Below are 20,788 nucleotides of genomic sequence, written 5' to 3'. Positions count from 1 at the left end.
AAACTGGCTGTTCAAACAAAAACGCGACCCCCACGACAGGGATGTGAAAGGGTCGCAACCAAACAAAAAATTTGGCACTATCACAAACAAAACACACTGTTGAGTTCTCAAACAACACCCACACACCGTCTCCGCGGGGCTTACGCCTCGCCTCAACCGGGGTGATCTTCGTTGCCCTCCCGAGGAGGGCAACTCCACCAGCGTAACAGGTCCGCGTTCCGATTCACAATCCGGTCTGCTTTCCCGCCTTGCGGCGCCGCTGCCACTCGCTCGAGGGCAACTTCTCCATCCTAGCTATCCGGTCTCACCGTGTCAAACCGGCGGGATCTTCCTGCTGTTCGGAGCCTGTCTCCTCGGCGTCCCCGGCCTCTCGGCCCGGGCCGCTCTCGGCGACTTCCAATAAGTTACGCAGACGTGAACGGAAACGCAAACCCGCAGGTGAACCCGCCAAAATGCCGACAGCGCCGGGATCACCGGCGCTGTCAACGATCCTCGGGACTCAGGCGATCCTGACCCCGGCGAAGTTCTTCTTCCCCCGGCGGAGCACCAGCCATGAACCATGGAGGAGATCGGGGGCCGTCGGCGTCCATTCCGGATCCGAGACGCGCTCGTTGTTGACGTACGCGCCGCCCTCCCCGATCGCACGCCGCGCCGCCCCCCTGCTGTCGCAGAGACCGGAGGCCACCAGGAGATCGACGATCGTAGCGGGCTCACCGTGAGCGATCTCGACAGCGCCGGCATCCTCCAGCGACGCCGCGAGCGTCGCCTCGTCGAGGCCGGCCAACTCTCCCCTGCCGAAGAGTGCCTGCGCTGCGGCCTGGACGGACTCGGTCGCGGCGACCCCGTGCACCAGGGTGGTCATCTCCTCGGCGAGTCGCTTCTGCGCGGCCCGCATGTGCGGCTTCTCCCGGGTGAGTTCCTCGAGCTCGTCGATCTCCTCCCTACCGAGGAAAGAGAACCACCGCAGGTACCGCACCACATCGGCATCGGCGGTGTTGAGGAAGTACTGGTACCAGGTGTACGGGCTCGTCATCGCGGGATCGATCCACAGACTCCCGCCTCCGGTCGACTTCCCGAACTTCTTCCCGTCCGATGAGGTCACCAGGGGAACGGTCATCGCGTGCACGGACTCCCCGTCGACCCGGCGGTTCAGATCGACACCGCCGACGATGTTGCCCCACTGATCGGACCCCCCGAGCTGCAGCGTGCACCCCATGTTGCGGCGCAACTGCAGGAAGTCGTTGGCCTGCAGGAGCATGTATGAGAACTCGGTGAAGGAGATCCCCTCCCCCTCCAGCCGGCGCTTGACCGTGTCCCGACCCAGCATCGTGTTCAGCGAGAAGTGCTTGCCGACATCGCGGAGGAACTCGATCACCGTCATGTGGCCGGTCCACTGCATGTTGTTGACGACCCGCGCCCCCGCGGGCCCCTCGGTGAGGTCGACGAACCGCTCGAGCTGACCGGCGATCCGTTCGGTCCACTCCGCCACGGTGTCGGACGTGTTCATGACCCGCTCCCCCACGTCGCGGGGGTCACCGATCATGCCGGTGGCACCGCCTGCCAGAACGATCGGCCGGTGTCCGGCCAACTGGAACCGGCGCAGGGTCAGTAGCGGGATGAGGTGACCGGCGTGCAGGCTCGGCCCGGTCGGGTCGAACCCGCAGTAGAGCGACACGGCGCCCTCGTCGAGGTGCGCCCGGAGCGCATCGAGGTCTGTCGACTGGGCGATCAGCCCGCGCCACTGCAGTTCATCGAGGATGTTATTGGTCACGACCCACATTGTCCCTCACTCGGCGCGCCCGGCCACCACGGGGCGGGTCACCTGCGGGGCCCGTGGGCTGCGTCGGTACGCGGAGACCTCCCGTGCGCCGGCCACCCAGAACCGCCACGGGCGGTCGGCCTCACGGGAGACCCCGACCCTCGGACCGGACCTGATGTGGTGGCCGGGGAGCGGGTCCGGGCGGAAGTGGACCGACGACGACGAGTCGAGCACGTCGACACCCCTCATCGTGAGGTCGATGCCCAGGGTCCTGCCGAGATTGCCGGGTCCGCGGGCGGCCCGCTCGGCCGGGATGCCGGGCCGGCGGGAGTCCACGACCTCGTGACCGCCGGCGATGCGGGCCGCCCGGAGCAGGACACCCCCGCCCTCCCCGGCGGGCCGGCACGTGATGTTCACACACTGGTGGATCCCATGGCTCAGGTAGACGTACAGGTGACCGGCGTCCCCGAACATGACCTCGTTCCGGGGGGTGGGGCCCGGCCAGGTGTGAGCGGCCGCGTCGGGAAAGCGGGATTCCGGTGGCCCGCCGTAGGCCTCGACCTCCATGATCCTCACCGAGACCGCGCCGTGGGACAGGATCCCTCCGAGCAGAGCCCGGGCCGCGGTGTCAGGCGATGACTCCCGCAGCAGCAACCGGAACCGATCGGCATCGGTGCCGACGGCGGGGCCGGTCCGGTAGTCCGGGGAACTCACCCCTCGGTGCCTCCACCTGCCAGGGCGACCAGCTCCGCGTGCTCGGCGTCGTCCACCTGCCGGGATTCGTCGACCAGCAGCACGGGGATGCCGTCGTCGATCCGGTAGGCCCGGCGCAGACGCGGGTTGTACAGCGTCTCCGATCCCGCGAGCAGGAGCGGGCCCTTGTCCTCGGGGCAGGCGAGGATCTCGAGCAGACGTGCGTCGATGACGGACATGGCGCTCACCCTACCCAGCCCGCGAACTCGTCGCGGATCTCGCCCAGCCGCCTGCGCTGCGCGGCCACCGCCTCGCCCGCGGTGCCGCCCCGGGCGTTCCTCGACGCGATCGAACCGGTGACGGTGAGGACCCCGCGCACCTCGGGCGTCAGCGCGGCGTCCACGGCCGCCAACTCGTCGTCGTCCAACTCGTCGAGCCCCACACCGCGGTTCTCGGCCACGCGGACGCACTCCCCCGCCGCCTCGTGGGCGACCCGGAACGGGACGCCCTGCCGGACCATCCACTCCGCGATGTCGGTGGCCAGGGTGAACCCGGCGGGAGCGAGCTCGGCGAGCCGCTGCGGATGGAACTCCAGGGTGGCGACGAGACCGGCCATGGCCGGCAGCAACAGATCCAGCTGCGCCACCGAGTCGAAGACCGGTTCCTTGTCCTCCTGCAGGTCGCGGTTGTAGGCGAGCGGTTGCGCCTTGAGGGTCGCCAGCAGGCCTGTCAGGTTCCCGATCAGTCGACCGGTCTTCCCACGCATCAACTCCGCGACGTCCGGGTTCTTCTTCTGCGGCATGATCGAGCTGCCCGTCGACCACTCGTCCGCCAGCGTCACGTACCCGAACTCGGGCGTGGACCAGGCGATGATCTCCTCCGCCAGGCGGGACAGGTCGACGGCGATCTGCGCCAGCACGTACGACGCCTCGGCGGCGAAGTCGCGGGAGCTGGTGGCGTCGATCGAGTTGTCGGCCGCCCGGTCGAAACCCAGCTCGGCGGCGATCGCGTCCGGGTCCAGCCCGAGCGACGACCCCGCCAGCGCCCCCGACCCGTACGGCGACACCGCCAGACGGCGGTCGAGGTCACGGATCCTGTCCAGATCGCGCAGCAACGGCTGGGCGTGCGCGAGCAACTGGTGGGCGAGCAGGACCGGCTGCGCGGCCTGGAAGTGCGTCTTGCCCGGCATCACCGTCTCGGGGTGGGCGTCCGCCTGGCCGACGAGCGCGTCGACCACATCGAGGACCCCCGCCGCGACCGCCCGCACGGCGTCGCGGAGCCACATGCGGAACAGGGTGGCCACCTGGTCGTTGCGCGACCGGCCCGCTCGCAGCCGACCCCCCACCTCGGGCCCCACCCGCTCGATCAGGCCGCGCTCGAGGGCACCGTGCACGTCCTCGTCGGACTCCGCCGGGACGAACGCCCCCGAATCGACGTCCGCGGCGAGGCGGTCCAACCCGTCGAGCATGGCGTCCAGGTCGGGACCGGTGAGCAGACCCGCGCGGTGCAGAACCCGGGCGTGGGCCTTGGACGCGCGGATGTCGTACGGGGCCAGCTCCCAGTCGAAGTGGGTGGACTTGCTCAGCGCGGCCATGGCCTCCGACGGCCCGCCGGAGAACCGACCTCCCCACAGGGAGCCCGTGTTGGTGCCGTGGCGCCCGGAGTCGCCCTGCTCCGCACTCACAGGCCGAGGTCCCGCTTGGCGGCGATCTTTGAGCTCAGGCCGTGCAGGTTGACGAAGCCCTTCGCGTAGCTCTGGTCGAACGAGTCGCCCTCGTCGTAGGTGGCGAGGTTGAAGTCGTAGAGCGAGGAGTCGGAACGACGGCCGTTGACGGTGATCGAGCCGCCGTGCAGGACCATCCGGATGTCGCCCGACACGTGCTGCTGTGTGTTGTCGATGAAGGCGTCCAGGGCGTACTTGAGCGGCGAGAACCACAGACCGTCGTAGACCGCGTTGGACCAGGTGTCGGACACGCCGGACTTGTACCGGGCGAGCTCACGCTCGAGGGTGACGTCCTCGAGCGCCTTGTGGGCGGTGATGAGGATCATGGCGCCCGGCGCCTCGTAGACCTCGCGGCTCTTGATGCCCACCAGGCGGTCCTCGACCATGTCGAGGCGCCCGACGCCCTGCGCGCCACCACGACGGTTGAGCTCCTCGATCGCCTCGAGCACGCTCACCTTGCGGCCGTCGATCGCGACCGGCACGCCCTCGGAGAAGGTCACCGTGACCTCGTCGGGCGCGGCGAAGTTGATAGTGGGGTCCTCGGTGTAGTCGTAGACGTCCTTGGTCGGGGCGTTCCACAGATCCTCCAGGAAGCCCGTTTCCACCGCACGGCCCCAGACGTTCTGGTCGATGGAGAACGGCGACTTCTTGGTGACGTTGATCGGGATCTCGTTCCGCTCGGCGAACTCGATGGCCTTCTCACGGGTCCAGGCGTAGTCACGGACCGGCGCGATCACGTCGAGGTCCGGCGCGAGCGCACCGAAACCGACCTCGAAGCGGACCTGGTCGTTGCCCTTACCCGTGCAACCGTGCGCCACGGAGGTCCCGCCGTGCATCTTGGCCGCGGTGACCAGGTGCTTGACGATGAGCGGACGGGAGATCGCCGAGACCAGCGGGTACTCGCGCATGTACAGGCCGTTGGCCTTGATCGTGGGGGCGCAGTAGTCATCGGCGAACTCGTCGCGGGCGTCCACGACCACCGACTCGACGGCTCCGCAGTCCAGTGCGCGCTGCCGGATGACGTCCATGTCCTCACCACCCTGACCGAGGTCGATGGCGACGGCGACGACCTCGGCACCGGTCTCCTGACCGATCCAGCTGATGGCGACGGAGGTATCGAGTCCGCCGGAGTAGGCGAGGACGACGCGATCGGACATGGTGTTCTCCTTGATGTGTGGGGTCTGTTCAGGGGTGTGCGGGGCCGGTCAGATCTGGCGTCGTGCCAGTCCGGCCAGCCGGTCGGCGAGTTCGGCTCCGGTGACGGGTTCACGGGCCATCACGAATATGGTGTCATCCCCCGCGATGGTCCCGACGACGTCGTCCAGATTGGCCCGGTCGAGGGCGCTGGCGAGGAAGTTTGCCGCCCCGGGAGGAGTTCGCAGGACCGCGATGTTGGCACTGTGGTCGGCGGACACGAGCAGGTCCGCGATCAGCCTGCCCAGCCGGTCCGTCCCGCCGGGGATTCCCGGCACGTGGCTGCCGTCCTCGGGGATCACGTAGCGCCCGGCGCCTCCGTCGGCGGCGCGGAGCTTCACGGCGCCGAGTTCGTCCAGGTCCCGGCTGAGGGTGGCCACCGCCACGGCGATACCCTCCTGCGCCAACGCCTCGGCGAGCTCGGTCTGACTGCGCACCGGTCGGCGACGCAGGATCTCCGTGATCCGGGCGTGCCGGGCCGTCCGGCTGACGGTGCCGACGGCGGTCACGATCGCTCCAGTAGCCAGACCAGCAGCGCCTTCTGGGCGTGGAGTCGGTTCTCGGCCTCGTCGAAGACCCGACTGCGGGGGCCGTCGATCACCTCGGCGGAGATCTCCTTGTCCCGGTAGGCGGGCAGGCAGTGCAGCACGATGACGTCGTCCGAGGCCCTGGCCACCGACGCCCGGTCCAGCTGGTAGTCGGCGAGGTCCCGCAGTCGCTGCGTGGCCGAGTCCTCCATGCCCATCGAGACCCAGGTGTCGGTGATGAGGACGTCGGCGCCGTCGACAGCCCGGTCGACGTCCGTCGTGATGGTCACCGAACCGCCGGTCTCCGCCGCGATCCGCTCGGCGTCGGCGACCACCTGACCGGTGGGCTGATACCCCTCGGGGGCCGCGATGGTGATGTGCATACCCGCGGTCGCGAACCCGAGCAGATAGGAGTGGCCCATATTGTTGGCCCCGTCCCCCAGGTACACCGCCCGGAGTCCCTCGGTGCGGCCGAAGTTCTCCCGGATGGTGAGGAGGTCGGCCAGGATCTGGCACGGATGGAACTCGTCGCTCAGGGCGTTGACGACGGGGACGTCCGCGTGGGCGGCGAGTTCTACGAGGCCGTCCTGGGAGTAGGTGCGCCACACGATCGCCTCGACGTAGCGCGACATCACCCGGGCGGTGTCGGAGAGGGTCTCCCCCTTGCCCATCTGGGTGGAGCCGGACTCGACGACGATGGCGTTCCCGCCCAGTTCCGCGATCCCGGCGTCGAACGAGAACCGGGTGCGGGTGGATGTCTTGTCGAAGATGACCGCGACAGACCGCGGGCCCTCCAGGGGTCGGGCGGAGAACGGCTCGGCCTTGAGCTTCAACCCGAGGTCCAGGACTTCGGCCTGCTCGGCGGGGCTGAGGTCGTCGTCGCGGAGGAAGTGACGGACCGCAGGGGTCGAGGTCGCGGTCGACGCGGCCGCGGCGGTCGATGAGCTGACGGTCGGGCCGGTCATGACGAGGACTCCTTCTGGGCTGCGATGGTGGACGACGCGGTGTCGAGGATCCCGGGCAGCGCGGACACGAACTCGGCGACCTGCTGTTCGGTGAAGATGAGCGGTGGTGCGAGGCGGACCACGTCCGCCGTGGTGGCACCCACCAGGTACCCGGCTCCGCGCGCCGCCTCCTCCACCACCTTGGCGGCGGGCGCGGTGAGCACGATCCCGAGCAGGAGGCCCCGTCCACGCACGTGGTCGACCAGTGGGTGGTCGAGGCACTCGATCTCGGCGGCGATGATCTTGCCGAGGCGGTCGACGTGTGCCACGAGGTCATCGGACTCGATCGTGTCGAGTACGGCGAGAGCGGCGGCGCACGAGATCGGGTTACCGCCGAAGGTGGTGCCGTGCTGCCCGGCGGTGAGTAGTTCGCCCGCGGCGCCGACGCCGAGGCACGCGCCGATCGGCAGGCCACCACCGAGCCCCTTCGCGAGGGTGATCACGTCGGGCACGACCCCGGCCTTGCGGCAGGCGAACATCGCACCGGTACGGGCGATCCCCGTCTGGACCTCGTCCACGATCATGAGGACGCCGTGCTCGGTGCACAGGGCGCGCACGTCGGCGAGGAACCCCTCGGGGGGCTCGACGACGCCGCCCTCGCCCTGGAGCGGCTCGATGATGACGGCGGCCGTCTCGCCCGGAGCCAGCTCCACCAGCGTGGTCAGGGCGTCGATGTCGCCGTAGGGGAAGAACTCGACCCCGGGTGGCATGGGCTCGAACGGCGCGCGCTTGGCGGGCTGGCCCGTCATCGCCAACGCCCCCATCGTCCGTCCGTGGAAGCCGTTCTCCGCTGCCAGGATGCGGGACCGGCCCGTCCGGCGGGCGATCTTGAACGCGGCCTCGTTGGCCTCGGCTCCCGAGTTGCAGAAGAAGGCCCGTACCGGCTGGTCCACCGCCAAGAGGGACTCGAGGCGTTCGGCCAGCTCGACCACCCTGGGGTGGACGTACAGATTGGAGATGTGCCCGAGTTCGGCGACCTGGCGACTGACCGCGTCGACCACGGCCGGGTGGCCGTGTCCGAGGGAGTTCACGGCGATCCCGCCGAGCAGGTCGACGTACTCACGACCGTCGGCGCCCGTGAGCGTCGCGCCACTGCCCGAGACCAGCTCGAGCGGCGGGGTGCCGTAGTTGCGCATCAGCGCGTCGTCCCACCGCGCGGTGAGGGTCGGGGTGTCGGTGACGGTGTGCGTGTCGTTCATTTCTCGACTCCTGCCGGCGACCTGGTTTCGTGGTGGCCCTCGGTGACCATCGTCCCGATGCCCCCTTCGGTGAGGATCTCGAGCAACACCGAGTGTTCGACGCGGCCGTCGATGACGTGGGCTGCGCGCACCCCGCCCCGGACCGCCCGCAGACAGGCCTCCATCTTGGGAACCATCCCGCTCTCGAGGGACGGGAGGAGCCGCTCGAGTGGTTCGGTACCGAGATGCGTCACGAGGGACGAGCGGTCCGGCCAGTCGGTGTACAGCCCCTCGACGTCGGTCAGGACGATCAGCTTCTCCGCACCCAGGGCCGCTGCGAGCGCCCCGGCCGCGGAGTCGGCGTTGATGTTGTGCACGGTTCCGTCGGAGTCGGGCGCGATGGTCGACACGACGGGGATCCTGCCCGCCTCGATGAGGTCGAGGACGGCCCGCGGGTCGACGGACTGCACATCGCCGACCAGGCCGATGTCGGTGGGTTCCCCGTCGACCATCGCTGTCCGGCGAACCGCGGTGAACAGTCCCGCGTCCTCTCCGGAGATCCCGACCGCGTAGGGGCCGTGGGCGTTGATCAGACCGACGAGCTCGCGTCCGACCTGGCCGAACAGCACCATGCGGACGATGTCCATGACCTCGGGGGTGGTGACCCGGAACCCGCCGCGGAACTCGCCCTCCATGCCCAGACGACCGAGCATGGAGGTGATCTGCGGCCCGCCCCCGTGGACCACCACGGGCTTGAGCCCGCAGGTGCGCAGGAACACCATGTCCGCCGCGAAAGCCGCTTTGAGGTCGTCGTCCACCATGGCGTTGCCGCCGTACTTGACCACGACGATCTTGTCGTGGAACTTCTGCAGCCACGGCAGCGCCTCGGCGAGCACGTGCGCGCGGACGAACGGCGTCAGCTGGGTGGAGCCGTCGTTCATCTCGGTGGTCATGTCAGGCCTCTCCGGGCTGGTCGGGAATGGTCAGGGCGAGTCGGACGTCCGCGCCACCGCGGTGTCGGAAACGGAACTCGGCTCCGTCCGCCGTCGGTGCGGGTTCCGGCCACGGCGCGTGATCGGTGTCGGGCCGGAAGACGAGCACCTCGATCGGGCCGGCCTCGACACCCGATCTCGAGCTGACGAACCGGGCGACGTTCTCGGCGACCTCGTGCGCGGCCGTGAAGTCCGCGCCGGGGTCTCCGACGCCGGGGCCGTCGAGCAGGACGACCGCGCGGGTGGACGGGATCTCGGCGCTCAGGGTGCTCCACCGCAGTTCCACCGCGTCCGCCCCGTCTCCGTGGACGTGGAGGATGCCGGTCGAGCCGGCGGGGGCGACCCAGAACATCGCATGGGTTCCCTCCGGGGCCCACCACATCTCGAGACCGTGGACCCGGCCTCTGGAGGTGGCGCCCGCCAGGGCGTCCGCGGTCACGGGGCCAGGCCGACGGTGCTGAGTCCGGCGGTCTCGGGGAGTCCGAGCGCGAGGTTCATCGACTGGATCGCGCCCCCGGCGGTGCCCTTGGCGAGGTTGTCGATCGCCGCGGTGAACACCGCGCGGCCGGCGCGCTCGTCGACCTCGATGCCGAGCTGCACCGCATTGGATCCGAGCACGGAGGCCGTCATGGGCTGCACGCCCGCCGGCAGGACGTGGACGAACGGCTCGTCTCCGAACGCCTCGGCGTACACCGCCCGGAGCTCCCCGGCGGTCGCGGTCGTGGGCGCCACCGCGGTGGTGAGGATGCCGCGGGCCATGGGGGCGAGAACCGGGGTGAAGCTCACCGACACCTCCGCGTCGGTGACCGCACGAAGGTTCTGGGTGATCTCGGGCGTGTGCCGGTGGGTGGTCACGCCGTACGCCTTGGCCGAGCCCATGACCTCCGCGGCGAGCATCGGGACCTTGGCGGCCTTGCCTGCGCCCGACGCTCCGGTCACGGAGACGATCGTGATGGCGGAGGCGTCGACGAGGCCGGCCGCGACGGCCGGGAACAGCGCGAGCGTGGCGCCCGTGGGGAAGCACCCCGGGACCGCGACGCGGCGGGTGGACCGCAGCGCCTCACGCGCCCCGGGGAGCTCCGGGAGACCGTACGGCCAGGTACCGGAGTGCTCGGAGCCGTAGTACGCCGTCCAGTCCTCTGCGTCCACCAGTCGGAAGTCCGCCCCGAGGTCGACGACGAGGACGTCCGGCCCCAGTTGCTCGGCGATCGCCGCGGAATGCCCGTGGGGCAACCCCAGCACCACGACGTCGTGGCCTTCGAGCGTCTCCGCCTCGGTCTCCGCGAGGACGCGGTCGGCGAGGGGCAGCAGGTGCGGGTGGTGCTCCCCGAGCGTCTGTCCGGCGCTCGACCCGGCGGCGAGCGTGCCGATCTTTAACTCCCCCGCCGCATAGGACGGGTGTCCGAGTAGGAGTCGGAGGCATTCCCCGCCCGCGTAACCCGAAGCACCTGCGACCGCCACCGTGATTGCCATACGCACGAGTATGCACCACTTTGCAATGTTTTGCATCTCCCCCGGCGAGCCGCGCCCCTTGCCCCGCCCCCCGCCGTCCGACGCCCCGCCGCCCGGCGCCCCGCGTGCGGGGTCAGGCCCCGATCTGCCGGCGGCCGCCCGTGAAGCGGCGCTGGCCGAGATCCACCGAGCCACCGACCCGACGCCCCTCCTCGATCCCGGACGTACCGACCCGCCTGCGGGCACCGCGGACGGCGGTCGGGAAGCGCCGACGGAGTTCGGTCTCCGCCCGCTGCGAGTCGGACCGCAGGACGAGTCCGGCGCCCGCGGCGTCCCGGCTCTCGGCCACCGCGCCCCGCTCGGCGGCCTCCAGTCTCCGCCCCACCTCGAAGGCGAAACCGGTCATGAGCGACTTGCGGTGGGTGACCGCGGAGACACCCGGGGAGGGCCGCTGTCTGGCCGCTGCGGCGAGCATGACCCCGGTGAGGGCCCCGGCGAGCATGCCCACCCGCTCGACGTGGCGGCGAACCCCCACGATGTGCACGACCCGGGTGCCGTCGCCGCGGGCGGACGTGACGGCCCGGCAGTGCATCGCGGCGGCGAGGGCGGCCACCAGTCCCACCTGGTCGGGTTGATAGCTCCCGGAGATCACGTGGTCGATGACCGCCACCTCGGCGGCGGTATCCGGACCGGTCCGCGCGAGCGCCTCGTCGACGCCGTACTTGGCGAGCAGGGCGTAGGCACGCTCGAGCAGGACCTCGGCCTCGGGCGTGCCCGCCACGCTCTCGGCTTTGGCGAAGAGTTTGCGGACCCTGTCCAACGCCTTCTCTGACGAGGGGGGCCCGGCGCCCTCGTGCCCGTCCTGCGATCGGGTCTGCGAGGTGCCCTGCGAGGTGTTGTGGGAGGTGTTGTGGGAGGTGTTGTGGGAGGTGTTGTGGGAGGTGTTGTGGGAGGTGTTGTGGGAGGTGTTCACTGTCTGCTCCTGATCGTCTCGGCCGTTCGGCGAAACCGATACTCGCACAGGTGTACGACACAGTCGGTGCGGACGGCCGCGCCGTCCCAGGTCAGCGGTGCAGGAACCAAGTGTGGTCGAGCGGGCCGGAACCGCGGCCGACCTCCAGGGTGAGACCGCCGTGGAGAGCCCCGTCGATCCACGGGCGGACGCGGCGGTAGGCCGCCTCCCAGTCCCTCTCCCCCACCCGCGCGGTGGCCAGCGCCGAGGACAACGAACACCCGGTGCCGTGCGTGTGCGGGGTGTCGACGCGGACGAACGGCAGACGCAGCGTCGTGCGTCGGTCCCCCTCGGACTCCACCAGCACGTCCTCCGCACTGCCGTCGTCCAGATCGCCCGTGGTGGCGAGCACCGCGCAGCCGGTCTGCTCGTGCACGAGCTCGGCCTGCCCGACGATCGTCTCGATGTGCTCCGCGGGCTCGCCGCCACACAGCACCGCGAGTTCGGGGACATTGGGCGTCACCAGGTCCGCCAGCGGGACGAGGTCCCGCAGCATCCGCGCCGCGTCCTCACTGGCCAGCCGGCCTCCGGTGGTGGCCACCATCACCGGGTCGAGGACGACGTGGGGTGGACGACGACGACGAAGCCAGTCGCCGACCGCCTCCACCAGAGCGGCCTCACCGAGCATGCCGATCTTGACGGCGTCGATCGTCACGTCATTGGCGACGGCGTCGAGCTGGGCGATCACGTCGTCGACGGGCACGGCGTGCACCCCGGTCACCCCGACGGTGTTCTGGATCGTGACCGCGGTGACGGCACCCATTCCGTACCCGCCCATCGCGGCGACGGCCTTGGTGTCGGCGAGCAGCCCGGCGCCGCCGGACGGGTCCGTGCCCGCGATGCACAGGACCCGCGGCACCCGTGCACCGGCGGGGCGTCGGCCGTCAGCCACGCAGGCTCGCCCCCACGGCCTTCTCAGCCGCCTCGACGGCGGCCGTGCGCCATGCGCTCGCCTCGTCCTCCGTGAGGGTGCGGTCGTCGGCACGGAACGTCAACGCGTAGGCGAGGGACTTGCGCCCGTCCCCGAGCTGGGCGCCGGTGTAGACGTCGAACAGTCGCGCGCTCTCGAGCAGCTCCCCGCCTCCCGAGCGGAGTGCAGCCTCGACCTGCGCAGCGGGCACGGCCACGTCCACGACGAGCGCCACATCCTGGTTCACGGACGGGAACGACGAGATGGTCGGGGCCGGCAGCACCTCCCGGGCGCCGATCGCGGTGAGGTCCAGTTCGACCGCGCACGTGCGCGCCGGGAGCCCGAGCCGCTCGCACGCCGCGGGGTGTAGCTCACCGGCGTGACCGACCACCACGATCTCACCCGGCCCGGCGTCGCGGTCGCCACCATCGACCAGGACCTCCACGCAGCGACCCGGGTGCCACGGCGCGCGCTCGGCCGCCCGCACCTCGACCTCGGCCCCGAGGGCCCGCCCGACGATCCTCGCCGCCTCCACCGCGTCGAGGGCGTCGGCCTCCCTGCCGGGGCCGAAGTGCCCGCCCGGCTCGCGCCTACCGGTGTAGAGGGCTGCCACGTGGAGCGGCTGGTCGGGCAGCGACGCCGCCAGGCTGTCCCGCTCCTGCGGGGTCGGCTCCCGATCGACCGGCAGCATGTCGACCCCGGACGTCGTCGGCGTTCGGAAGGACACCTGCGCGACCGAGAAGAGCGCGAGGTCGCGGGCCCCGCGCGTGATGTTCCGGCGGGCGATCTCGGCCAGCGAGGGCAGCAGCGTGGTGGCCAGATGAGCCTTGTCGCTCTCGAGGGGATTGACCACGGCCATGGTGCTGCGGCGCTCGTCGTCGTCGTCAAGTCCCATGGCGTCGAACACCGACGGGTCACAGAACGGCGACGTGAGCACCTCGACGTGCCCGGCCGCCGCCAGGGCGTGCCCCACGGCACGGCGGCCGCGCTGGAACGCGGTGAGTCCGCGACCGGCGGGCGCGGTGGGCAGCACCGACGGGATGTTCTCCAGTCCCTCCAGGCGAAGCACCTCCTCGACCAGATCCGCGGGCAGGGTCAGGTCGGGGCGCCATGCCGGGGCGGTCACCTCCAGCAACACCGCGTCATCGCCGGCGACGGTGCACCCGATCTGCTCCAGACGGCGGCGCGTGGTCCCCGCCGGATACCCGACCCCCGCCACCCGCGAGGGGCGCTCGGGATCGAACGCGATCGTCGGCATCACGGGCGCCGAGCCGACGTCCGTGAGAGAGGCCTCCACGGAGCCACCCGTGATCTCGGCGAGCAGGGTGGCCGCGCGGTCCAACGCCGCGATCGACGCGGCGGCGTCGACCCCACGCTCGTAACGCTTGCCCGCCTCGCTGGGGAGCTTGTGGCGGCGGATGGTCCGGAACACCGCGAGGGTGTCCCACACGGCGGCCTCGAGCAGGACGTCGGTCGTGTCGGCGGAGACCTCGGTGCTGGCGCCACCCATGACGCCCGCCAACGAGATCGGGCCGCGGTCGTCGCAGATGACGACGTCCTCGGGGTCGAGCGTGCGCTCCACGTCGTCGAGGGTGGTGAGCGTCTCCCCCGCGCGTGCCCGGCGGACGGTCAGCCCGCCCTGCAGGCGAGCGGCGTCGAACGCGTGCATCGGGTGCCCCAGCTCGAGCATGACGTAGTTGGTGACGTCGACGGCCGGGGAGATCGGGCGCACGCCCGAGAGCAGCAGGCGGCGCGCCATCCACCACGGGGTCCGCGCGGACGGGTCGACTCCCGTGACCCGGCGCAGGGCGAACCGCTGGGCACCGGACTCGGCGGTCACCTCGAGCGGCCAGGTCTCCTTCTCCGACGGCAGCCCGAGCTCGGCCGCGGGGTCGGCGAAGTCCAGGTCGAACCCGCACGCCAGCTCGCGGGCCAGGCCGCGGGCAGACAGGCAGTAGCCCCGATCCGGCGTCACGTTGAGTTCGATCACGGTGTCCCGCTCGCCGGCACCCGCGGCCAACACCGGGCCGGCGGGGTCCCCGGGCTCGGCGGTGCCCTCGGCGAGGACGATGATCCCGCTGTGGTCGGAGCCGATCCCCAGCTCGGAGGCCGAACAGATCATGCCCTCACTCGGCTTGCCGTAGGTCTTGCGCTTGCCGATCTCGAACCCGCCCGGCAGGACGGTGCCCGGTAGGGCGACGACGACCAGGTCGCCTTCCGCGAAGTTGCGGGCGCCGCACACGATCTGCTGCGGCTCGTCACCGCCCACGTCGACCAGACAGAAGCGGATGGGCTTCTTGAAGCCCTCCAGCTCCTCGATGGTGCTGACACGGCCGATGGTGAGCGGGCCGTCGATCTCGGGCAACTGCTCCGGCTCGCCCTCCACCTCGAGGCCGACGCGCACGAAACCGGCGTCGAGCTCGGCCGGGCTGACGGACCAGCCGTCGTTGGCCCGCTGCAGGATCTCGGTCAGCCAGGACTGCGCAATTCGCACTGTGGGGTCCTTCGTCTTCTGGGGTGGGGGTGGATGCGGCGGGTCAGGAGCGGATGCCGAACGGCAGGGAGAAGCGGACGTCGCCCTCCACCATGTCGCGCATGTCGGACAGGCCGTTGCGGAACTGCAGGGTGCGCTCCAGGCCCATGCCGAACGCGAAGCCCGAGTACTCCTCGGGGTCGATGCCGCACGCCGTCAGCACGTTGGGGTGCACCATCCCGCAGCCGCCCCACTCGACCCAGCCGGCGCCGCCCTTCTTGCGCGGGAACCACACGTCGACCTCGGCGGAGGGCTCGGTGAACGGGAAGTAGTTGGGCCGCATCCGGGTGCGGGTCTCCGGACCGAACAGGGCGCGGGCGAACGCGTCGAGCGCACCGCGCAGGTGCGCCATGGTCAGCCCCTTGTCAATCGCCAGGCCCTCGACCTGGTGGAACACCGGGGTGTGGGTGGCGTCGAGTTCATCGGTGCGGAACGTGCGCCCGGGGCACGCCACGTAGATGGGCGGTTCCCGGTCGAGCATGGTGCGGATCTGCACCGGCGAGGTGTGGGTGCGCAACACCTGCCGGCTGCCCTCGGGCGCGATGTGGAAGGTGTCCTGGAGGGTGCGCGCCGGGTGGTCGGGAAGGAAGTTGAGCGCGTCGAAGTTGTAGTGCTCCGCCTCGACCTCGGGCCCCTCGGTGATCTCCCACCCCATGGCCACGAACACGTCCGCGACCTGCTCGGTGATGATGGTGATGGGGTGCTGCGCGCCCACCGGCGCGCGCCCCGACGGGACCGTCAGGTCGAGCGTCTCGGCCACGAGGACGGCGGCGTCCCGCTCGGCCTGCAGTTCGGCCAGGCGGGAGTCGTACGCCTGCTGGACCCGGGTCCGTGCCACGTTGACGGCCTTGCCCGCGGACGCCTTCTGCTCCTTGGGCAGCGAACCGAGGGTGCGGCGGCCCAGTGCGATGGGGCTGCGGTCACCGAGGTGCGCCGTCTTGGCGGCGGCCAACGCCTCGAGGTCCGCCGCGGCGGCGAACGCGGCCTCGGCGTCCGCGGAGTACCGCGCCAGCGACTCCTCGTCGATCCGGACCTCGCCTGTGTCTTCGCTCACCGGTGCCCTCGTCCTCCCCGTCACGGCGGACTTCCGTCGACCGCCCCGCATCGGGGCCAAGACTAGTCGATCCCCGGTCCCGCCCCCGCTCCCCCCGGCGATGGCCGGGGGGGAGCCGCGTCAGTGTCGTTCCCGCACCGACCCGGCGTCGACCAGCAGCTCGCGGGTCGCGCGGAAGGCGTCCCGCATCCGCCGGTCGTGGGTGATGAGCAGGACCGTGCCGCCGAACGCGTCCACGGCCTGCTCGAGCTGCTCGATCGCCGGCAGGTCCAGATGGTTGGTCGGCTCGTCCAGCACCAGCAGGTTCACCCCGCGCTGCTGCAGGAGGGCCAGCGCGGCACGGGTCCGCTCCCCCGGTGACAGTGACGCGCAGGCTCGGGCGACGTGCTCTCCACCGAGCCCGAACTTGGCGAGCAGGGTGCGGGCCTCGGTGGGGTCGAGGCCGGCCGGGTCGGCGGCGACGCAGAACGTGTCCAGCAGCGGGTCCGGCCCGCCGAACTCCGTCCGTGCCTGGTCCACCGTCCCGGGCTGGACCCCCGACCCGACGGTCGCGCGGCCCGAGTCGACCGACCGCTCCCCGGTGATCGCGGCGAGCAGCGTGGTCTTGCCCGAGCCGTTCGAGCCGCTGATGAGGATCCGGTCCCCGGCATCGATCTGCAGGGTCACCGGGCCGAGGACGAAGTCGCCGCGGCGCACGACGGCCTCGGCGAGCACGGCCACCACGGAACCGGAGCGGGGCGCCGTCGCGATCTCCATCTGCAGCTCCCACTCCTTGCGGGGTTCGGCGACCACCTCGAGGCGCTCCATCGCCCGCTCGGACTGGGAGATCTTGGCGGCCTGCTTCTCGGAGCGCTGGCCCGCCCGGTTCCGGATGTGCTTGTCGCGCTCCGCGTCCTTGCCGCCGGTCTTGCGCATCGTGTTGCGCACGCCCTTGTCCAGCCAGGATTTCTGTGTCTGCACGCGGTCCTTCAGCTGATCGACCCGGCCCGCGTACTCCTCGTAGGCGTCGCGCGCCCGTTGCCGTGCCAGCGCCCGTTCGGCGAGGTACGCCTCGTAGCCGCCGTCGAACACGGCGATCTGCTGCTGGGCCGAGTCCAGTTCGACGATGCCGGTGACGCACCTGGCCAGGAACTCGCGGTCGTGGCTGACCACCACCATCGGGCGCCGCTCGGCCTGCATGAACTCCTCGAGGACGGCCAACCCCGCCAGGTCGAGGTCGTTGGTGGGCTCGTCCAGCAGCAGGATGTCGTACTGGCTGAGCAGCACGGCGCCGAGGTTCACGCGCGCGGCCTGCCCTCCCGAGAGCGCCGACATCGGCAGGTCCGGGACCGTGTCGTCGAGCCCCAGCCGGGCTGCGATGACGGGGATCCGTTCGTCGAGGTCGCCACCGCCGAGCGCCAGCCAGCGCTCCAGTGCGTCACCATAGGCGCCCGCGGCGGAGTCGGAGTCCGCCATCTGCTCCGCCAGCGCGTTCATCCGCTCGAGCGCGTCCGCGACGCCGGTGACGCGGTGCAGGAAGTCGCGGACCACCTCGTCGTCGTCGCGCTCCACCTCCTGTCGGAGGAGGCCCACCGTGGCGTCCGGCGGGCTGAGGGTGAGCTGCCCGGTCATCTCGGCGACGGGGTCGCCAGCCAGCGCGTGGAGGAGGGTGGATTTTCCGGCACCGTTGGGTCCGGTGAGACCCCAGACGTCTCCGGGTGCGACGACGAGGTCGAGCCCGTCGAACAGGGTCCGCGCCCCGCGGGTGGCACCGAATCCGCGGGCGGTGAGGGTCGCGGTCACGATCCCGCCAGCAGCCGGGCGCTCGTGTGGAGGCAGATGGAGGCGGCGGTGACGATGTTCAGGCTCTCGGCCCTTCCACGGATGGGGATGCGGACGCGGAGATCCGCCCGCGCGGCGAGGTGCTCGGGCACCCCGTGGGCCTCGTTGCCGAAGATCCACGCGGTCGGCTCGGCGAGGACGTCATCCGCTCGCTCGACGTCCACCTCTCCGTGGGCGTCGGCGACCGCCACCTGCAGGCCCGCCCGGTGCGCCCGGTCGATCAGGTGGTCCTCGGCGATCCCCCGCACGACGGGGAAATGGAACAGGCTGCCGGCGGACGCCCGGACCGCCTTGGGATTCTCCGGGTCGGCCGCGCCCTCGGTGAGCCAGACCGCGTCGGCCCCGAGCGCGTCCGCGACGCGGACCAGGGTGCCGACGTTGCCGGGTTCGGACAGCGCCTGGCCGACGGCGACCAACCGGGGCTGCGGTTCGGTCCCGGCCGCGGGCCCGTCGGCGACGGGATCCCCGGTCGCCGTGCGCGCCACGGCGCGGCACAGCGCGACGATGCCCGTGGGGGTGACCGTGTCCGAGAGTCCCTTCAGGGCCCGGTCGGTCGCCACGGACACCGGGATCCCGGCGGAACGGGCTGCGTCGACCAGGCCGGCGAACCGGTCGAGTGCGTCGGCGGTGCAGAAGATCTCGACCGCGACGCCGGTGGCCACCGCCGCCTCGACCGAGTTGGTCCCCTCGGCGAGGAACCGGCCGGCCTTACGCCTGGCGGCGGCGCGGTGGAGCTTGGATGCGGAAACGACCCGCGGGGTCCGTTCGGTGAACGGATCCGCGGGTCGTCCCGTGCCCTGTTCGGGCGGAGTGTTCGTCAATTCGCGGGTGTCAGGCAGCCGGAGCGTTGACGTCGGCCGGCAGCGCCTTGCGCGCGACCTCGACCAGCGCCGTGAAGGCGGCCGGGTCGGTGACGGCGAGGTCCGCGAGGACCTTGCGGTCGACCTCGACGCCGGCGAGCTTGAGGCCCTGGACGAAGCGGTTGTACGTCATGTCGTTGGCGCGGGCCGCGGCGTTGATGCGGGAGATCCACAGCTTGCGGAAGTCGCCCTTGCGCGCACGACGATCGCGGTAGCTGTAGGTCATCGAGTGGAGCATCTGCTCCTTAGCCTTGCGGTACAGCCGCGAGCGCTGTCCGCGGTAGCCCTTGGTGGACTCGAGTACGGTCCGACGCTTCTTCTGGGCGTTGACTGCCCTCTTCACGCGTGCCACTGATCAATCCTCACTGGTTTGGGTCGGTCGCTCGTGGGCGACCGGAAGTTTCTTCGAAGGTGGGAGGGCTCAGAGCCCGAGAAGCCGCTTGATGCGGGGGACGTCGGCCGGGGCGACATCCGTACGGCCGTCGAGGCGACGGGTGCGCTTGGTGGGCTTCTTCTCCATGATGTGGCGACGGTTGGCCTGCTGGCGGACCAGCTTGCCGGTTCCGGTCTTCCGGAAGCGCTTGGCGGTGCCCTTGTGGGTCTTCATCTTCGGCATGATCGGTCTTCCTCACATGGTTCGTCCCGGAAGGCCCGGTGGGACCTCGGGTGTGCGGACGTCGGGCGTCCGTGGTCTGGGCGGCGGAGGGCCTATTCGGAAGCGGGGTCCGTGACCTTGGACTCCTGCGCCTTGGCGCGGGTCTTGGCGCCCTTGTGGGGGGCGACGACCATGGTCATGTTGCGGCCGTCCTGCTTGGCGCTGGTCTCCACGTATCCGTACTCGGTGATGTCGTCCGCCAGGCGCTGGAGCAGACGGAAGCCCAGCTCGGGACGGGACTGCTCACGTCCGCGGAACATGATCGTGACCTTGACCTTGGAGCCCTTCTCCAGGAAACGGACGACGTTCCCCTTCTTGGTCTCGTAGTCGTGGGTATCGATCTTCGGACGAAGCTTCTGCTCCTTGACCACGGTCTGCTGCTGGTTCTTCCGCGACTCGCGCTCTTTCTGCGCCGCCTCGTACTTGAACTTTCCGTAGTCCATGATCTTGCAGACCGGCGGGCGCGCGGTGGGCGCGACCTCGACGAGGTCCAGATCGGCCTCCAGGGCCAGACGAAGTGCATCCTCGACGCGAACGATCCCCACCTGCTCGCCCCCGGGGCCGACGAGTCGGACTTCGGGGACACGGATTCGTTCGTTGATACGTGCTTCGGCGCTGATGGGCCCTCCTCGGTAGATGGTGCTCTGTCACGACCACTGGCGCGGTCGCGCATCCGCCCTCGAGGGACCCCGGGCCGCACCGGGTACACCGGTGAAACCGAGAAGGCCCCACGGCAGGGATGCCGGGGGCCTCTCACTCCTCACCCGTCGACGACGAGACGTCCGCGATCGCTCGCGGCCCCTCGTCGGGGTGGTGACCATCAAACTGCCTTCCGGCGTCGGATGGTGGGAGATCGGGCTCCTCTTGGACGATGGAACCCACTACGTAGCGGGTTCCCACAGTCGAGAGTTGACTGTACCAGTAGCCGGCGTTGCCCCCAAACCGGTGGCTGGCGACACGATATCGACCGGTCCGTGGGACAGTGTTCGGCATGACCACCGACCAGCCCGCCTCCACCGACCAGGCCGCCGCCGAGAACCTGCTCGAGGGGCACCTCGACGCCCGCGAGGTCGAGGTCGTCGATCTGGCGGACGTCTCCGCACAGGAGATCATCTTCCGTTCGATCGTCGTCCTCATGAGTGCCGCTGCCGAGAAACTGGGGCTCTCCGACGACGACCCCTCTGCCAGCCCGCGGTTGGATCTCGACGAGTCCCGCAAACTCATCACGGCCCTCGCCGGCCTGGTGGCCGGGTCGGCCGAACACCTGGGGCCGCAGGCCCGGGTCGTCAAGGACGGCCTACAGGGGCTGCAGCGCGCGTTCCGCGAGGCCAGCGCGTACCCCGATGAGCCCGGCGAGGGCCCCGGCGAGAAGTTCACCGGCCCTGTCTACTGACCGCGCCGCCTCCTGACCGCGCCGCGCT

Annotated in this window: 21 protein-coding genes; 1 reads left to right on the top strand and 20 read right to left on the bottom strand. The window is 70.7% G+C overall.

The genetic code is table 11. The annotated features are described in order from the left end of the window. Window positions 1–499: 499 nt before the first annotated feature. The 20 genes from tyrS to infC form a co-directional block, all read right to left on the bottom strand. Window positions 500–1,780, bottom strand: a complete 1,281-nt coding sequence (gene tyrS, locus AC3DEV_RS14870; protein ID WP_488372578.1) for a tyrosine--tRNA ligase — start codon at window positions 1,778–1,780, stop codon at window positions 500–502. Between the two features lie 6 nt (window positions 1,781–1,786). After that, complete coding sequence (locus AC3DEV_RS14865) at window positions 1,787–2,413, bottom strand: DNA-3-methyladenine glycosylase (RefSeq protein ID WP_488372580.1); 627 nt, start codon at window positions 2,411–2,413, stop codon at window positions 1,787–1,789. Between the two features lie 56 nt (window positions 2,414–2,469). Further along, window positions 2,470–2,691 (bottom strand): Trm112 family protein, encoded by a 222-nt coding sequence (locus AC3DEV_RS14860; protein ID WP_067714095.1) that lies wholly within the window; start codon window positions 2,689–2,691, stop codon window positions 2,470–2,472. A 5-nt stretch (window positions 2,692–2,696) separates the two neighbouring features. Next, window positions 2,697–4,136: an argininosuccinate lyase gene (gene argH, locus AC3DEV_RS14855; RefSeq protein WP_488372577.1), complete on the bottom strand. Its 1,440-nt coding sequence runs from the start codon at window positions 4,134–4,136 to the stop codon at window positions 2,697–2,699. Further along, window positions 4,133–5,332 (bottom strand): argininosuccinate synthase, encoded by a 1,200-nt coding sequence (locus tag AC3DEV_RS14850; protein ID WP_067714089.1) that lies wholly within the window; start codon window positions 5,330–5,332, stop codon window positions 4,133–4,135. Before AC3DEV_RS14850 ends, argH begins: the two co-directional genes overlap by 4 nt. Before the next feature lie 48 nt (window positions 5,333–5,380). After that, entirely contained in the window at window positions 5,381–5,878 is a 498-nt protein-coding gene (locus AC3DEV_RS14845) for an arginine repressor (RefSeq protein WP_096905560.1), read from the bottom strand. Continuing rightward, window positions 5,875–6,861 (bottom strand): ornithine carbamoyltransferase, encoded by a 987-nt coding sequence (gene argF / locus AC3DEV_RS14840; RefSeq protein WP_253003543.1) that lies wholly within the window; start codon window positions 6,859–6,861, stop codon window positions 5,875–5,877. The genes AC3DEV_RS14845 and argF overlap by 4 nt, the downstream gene beginning before the upstream one ends. Next, entirely contained in the window at window positions 6,858–8,099 is a 1,242-nt protein-coding gene (locus tag AC3DEV_RS14835) for an acetylornithine transaminase (protein ID WP_488372576.1), read from the bottom strand. Before AC3DEV_RS14835 ends, argF begins: the two co-directional genes overlap by 4 nt. After that, window positions 8,096–9,031: an acetylglutamate kinase gene (gene argB / locus AC3DEV_RS14830; protein WP_488372575.1), complete on the bottom strand. Its 936-nt coding sequence runs from the start codon at window positions 9,029–9,031 to the stop codon at window positions 8,096–8,098. Before argB ends, AC3DEV_RS14835 begins: the two co-directional genes overlap by 4 nt. A 1-nt stretch (window position 9,032) precedes the next feature. Then, entirely contained in the window at window positions 9,033–9,509 is a 477-nt protein-coding gene (locus tag AC3DEV_RS14825) for a hypothetical protein (RefSeq protein ID WP_488372574.1), read from the bottom strand. Beyond that, entirely contained in the window at window positions 9,506–10,543 is a 1,038-nt protein-coding gene (gene argC, locus AC3DEV_RS14820) for an N-acetyl-gamma-glutamyl-phosphate reductase (protein ID WP_488372573.1), read from the bottom strand. Before argC ends, AC3DEV_RS14825 begins: the two co-directional genes overlap by 4 nt. Before the next feature lie 112 nt (window positions 10,544–10,655). Further along, the gene (locus AC3DEV_RS14815; protein WP_488372572.1) at window positions 10,656–11,495 is read right to left on the bottom strand and encodes a DUF2786 domain-containing protein; all 840 of its coding nucleotides are present in this window, start codon (window positions 11,493–11,495) and stop codon (window positions 10,656–10,658) included. A 91-nt stretch (window positions 11,496–11,586) separates the two neighbouring features. Continuing rightward, the gene (gene thiD / locus AC3DEV_RS14810) at window positions 11,587–12,426 is read right to left on the bottom strand and encodes a bifunctional hydroxymethylpyrimidine kinase/phosphomethylpyrimidine kinase (protein WP_067714077.1); all 840 of its coding nucleotides are present in this window, start codon (window positions 12,424–12,426) and stop codon (window positions 11,587–11,589) included. Further along, entirely contained in the window at window positions 12,419–14,938 is a 2,520-nt protein-coding gene (pheT, locus tag AC3DEV_RS14805; protein WP_488372571.1) for a phenylalanine--tRNA ligase subunit beta, read from the bottom strand. The genes thiD and pheT overlap by 8 nt, the downstream gene beginning before the upstream one ends. A gap of 43 nt (window positions 14,939–14,981) precedes the next feature. Then, window positions 14,982–16,031 carry a phenylalanine--tRNA ligase subunit alpha gene (gene pheS / locus AC3DEV_RS14800; RefSeq protein ID WP_120285900.1) on the bottom strand — a complete coding sequence of 350 codons (1,050 nt, stop codon included), beginning with the start codon at window positions 16,029–16,031 and terminating at the stop codon, window positions 14,982–14,984. Window positions 16,032–16,151: 120 nt separating this feature from the next. Then, window positions 16,152–17,813, bottom strand: a complete 1,662-nt coding sequence (locus AC3DEV_RS14795; protein WP_488372570.1) for an ABC-F family ATP-binding cassette domain-containing protein — start codon at window positions 17,811–17,813, stop codon at window positions 16,152–16,154. Beyond that, window positions 17,810–18,673, bottom strand: a complete 864-nt coding sequence (locus AC3DEV_RS14790; protein ID WP_301162692.1) for a TrmH family RNA methyltransferase — start codon at window positions 18,671–18,673, stop codon at window positions 17,810–17,812. The genes AC3DEV_RS14795 and AC3DEV_RS14790 overlap by 4 nt, the downstream gene beginning before the upstream one ends. A 10-nt stretch (window positions 18,674–18,683) precedes the next feature. Then, window positions 18,684–19,064: a 50S ribosomal protein L20 gene (rplT, locus tag AC3DEV_RS14785; protein ID WP_007630820.1), complete on the bottom strand. Its 381-nt coding sequence runs from the start codon at window positions 19,062–19,064 to the stop codon at window positions 18,684–18,686. 69 nt (window positions 19,065–19,133) lie between these two features. After that, window positions 19,134–19,328 (bottom strand): 50S ribosomal protein L35, encoded by a 195-nt coding sequence (gene rpmI / locus AC3DEV_RS14780; RefSeq protein ID WP_007630819.1) that lies wholly within the window; start codon window positions 19,326–19,328, stop codon window positions 19,134–19,136. A gap of 92 nt (window positions 19,329–19,420) precedes the next feature. Further along, window positions 19,421–20,005: a translation initiation factor IF-3 gene (gene infC, locus AC3DEV_RS14775; RefSeq protein WP_082923789.1), complete on the bottom strand. Its 585-nt coding sequence runs from the start codon at window positions 20,003–20,005 to the stop codon at window positions 19,421–19,423. 353 nt (window positions 20,006–20,358) lie between these two features. Between infC and AC3DEV_RS14770 the strand changes: the two genes are divergently transcribed. Continuing rightward, on the top strand, window positions 20,359–20,760 hold the full coding sequence (locus tag AC3DEV_RS14770; RefSeq protein ID WP_069390177.1) for a DUF1844 domain-containing protein: 402 nt from the start codon (window positions 20,359–20,361) through the stop codon (window positions 20,758–20,760). Window positions 20,761–20,788: the final 28 nt, after the last annotated feature.

The organism is Dietzia sp. IBK-p2-15D, assembly GCF_057773105.1.
The sequence above is the reverse complement of the archived record's forward strand: the minus strand, read 5'-3'. Positions and strand labels throughout refer to the sequence as shown.

Excerpts from the sequence above, each read along its gene's own strand:
- tyrS (WP_488372578.1), bottom strand. The coding sequence starts at position 1,780 with ATGTGGGTCGTGACCAATAACATCCTCGATGAACTGCAGTGGCGCGGG.
- AC3DEV_RS14860 (WP_067714095.1), bottom strand. The coding sequence starts at position 2,691 with ATGTCCGTCATCGACGCACGTCTGCTCGAGATCCTCGCCTGCCCCGAG.
- AC3DEV_RS14850 (WP_067714089.1), bottom strand. The coding sequence starts at position 5,332 with ATGTCCGATCGCGTCGTCCTCGCCTACTCCGGCGGACTCGATACCTCC.
- argF (WP_253003543.1), bottom strand. The coding sequence starts at position 6,861 with ATGACCGGCCCGACCGTCAGCTCATCGACCGCCGCGGCCGCGTCGACC.
- AC3DEV_RS14835 (WP_488372576.1), bottom strand. The coding sequence starts at position 8,099 with ATGAACGACACGCACACCGTCACCGACACCCCGACCCTCACCGCGCGG.
- argB (WP_488372575.1), bottom strand. The coding sequence starts at position 9,031 with ATGACCACCGAGATGAACGACGGCTCCACCCAGCTGACGCCGTTCGTC.
- argC (WP_488372573.1), bottom strand. The coding sequence starts at position 10,543 with ATGGCAATCACGGTGGCGGTCGCAGGTGCTTCGGGTTACGCGGGCGGG.
- rpmI (WP_007630819.1), bottom strand. The coding sequence starts at position 19,328 with ATGCCGAAGATGAAGACCCACAAGGGCACCGCCAAGCGCTTCCGGAAG.
- AC3DEV_RS14770 (WP_069390177.1), top strand. The coding sequence starts at position 20,359 with ATGACCACCGACCAGCCCGCCTCCACCGACCAGGCCGCCGCCGAGAAC.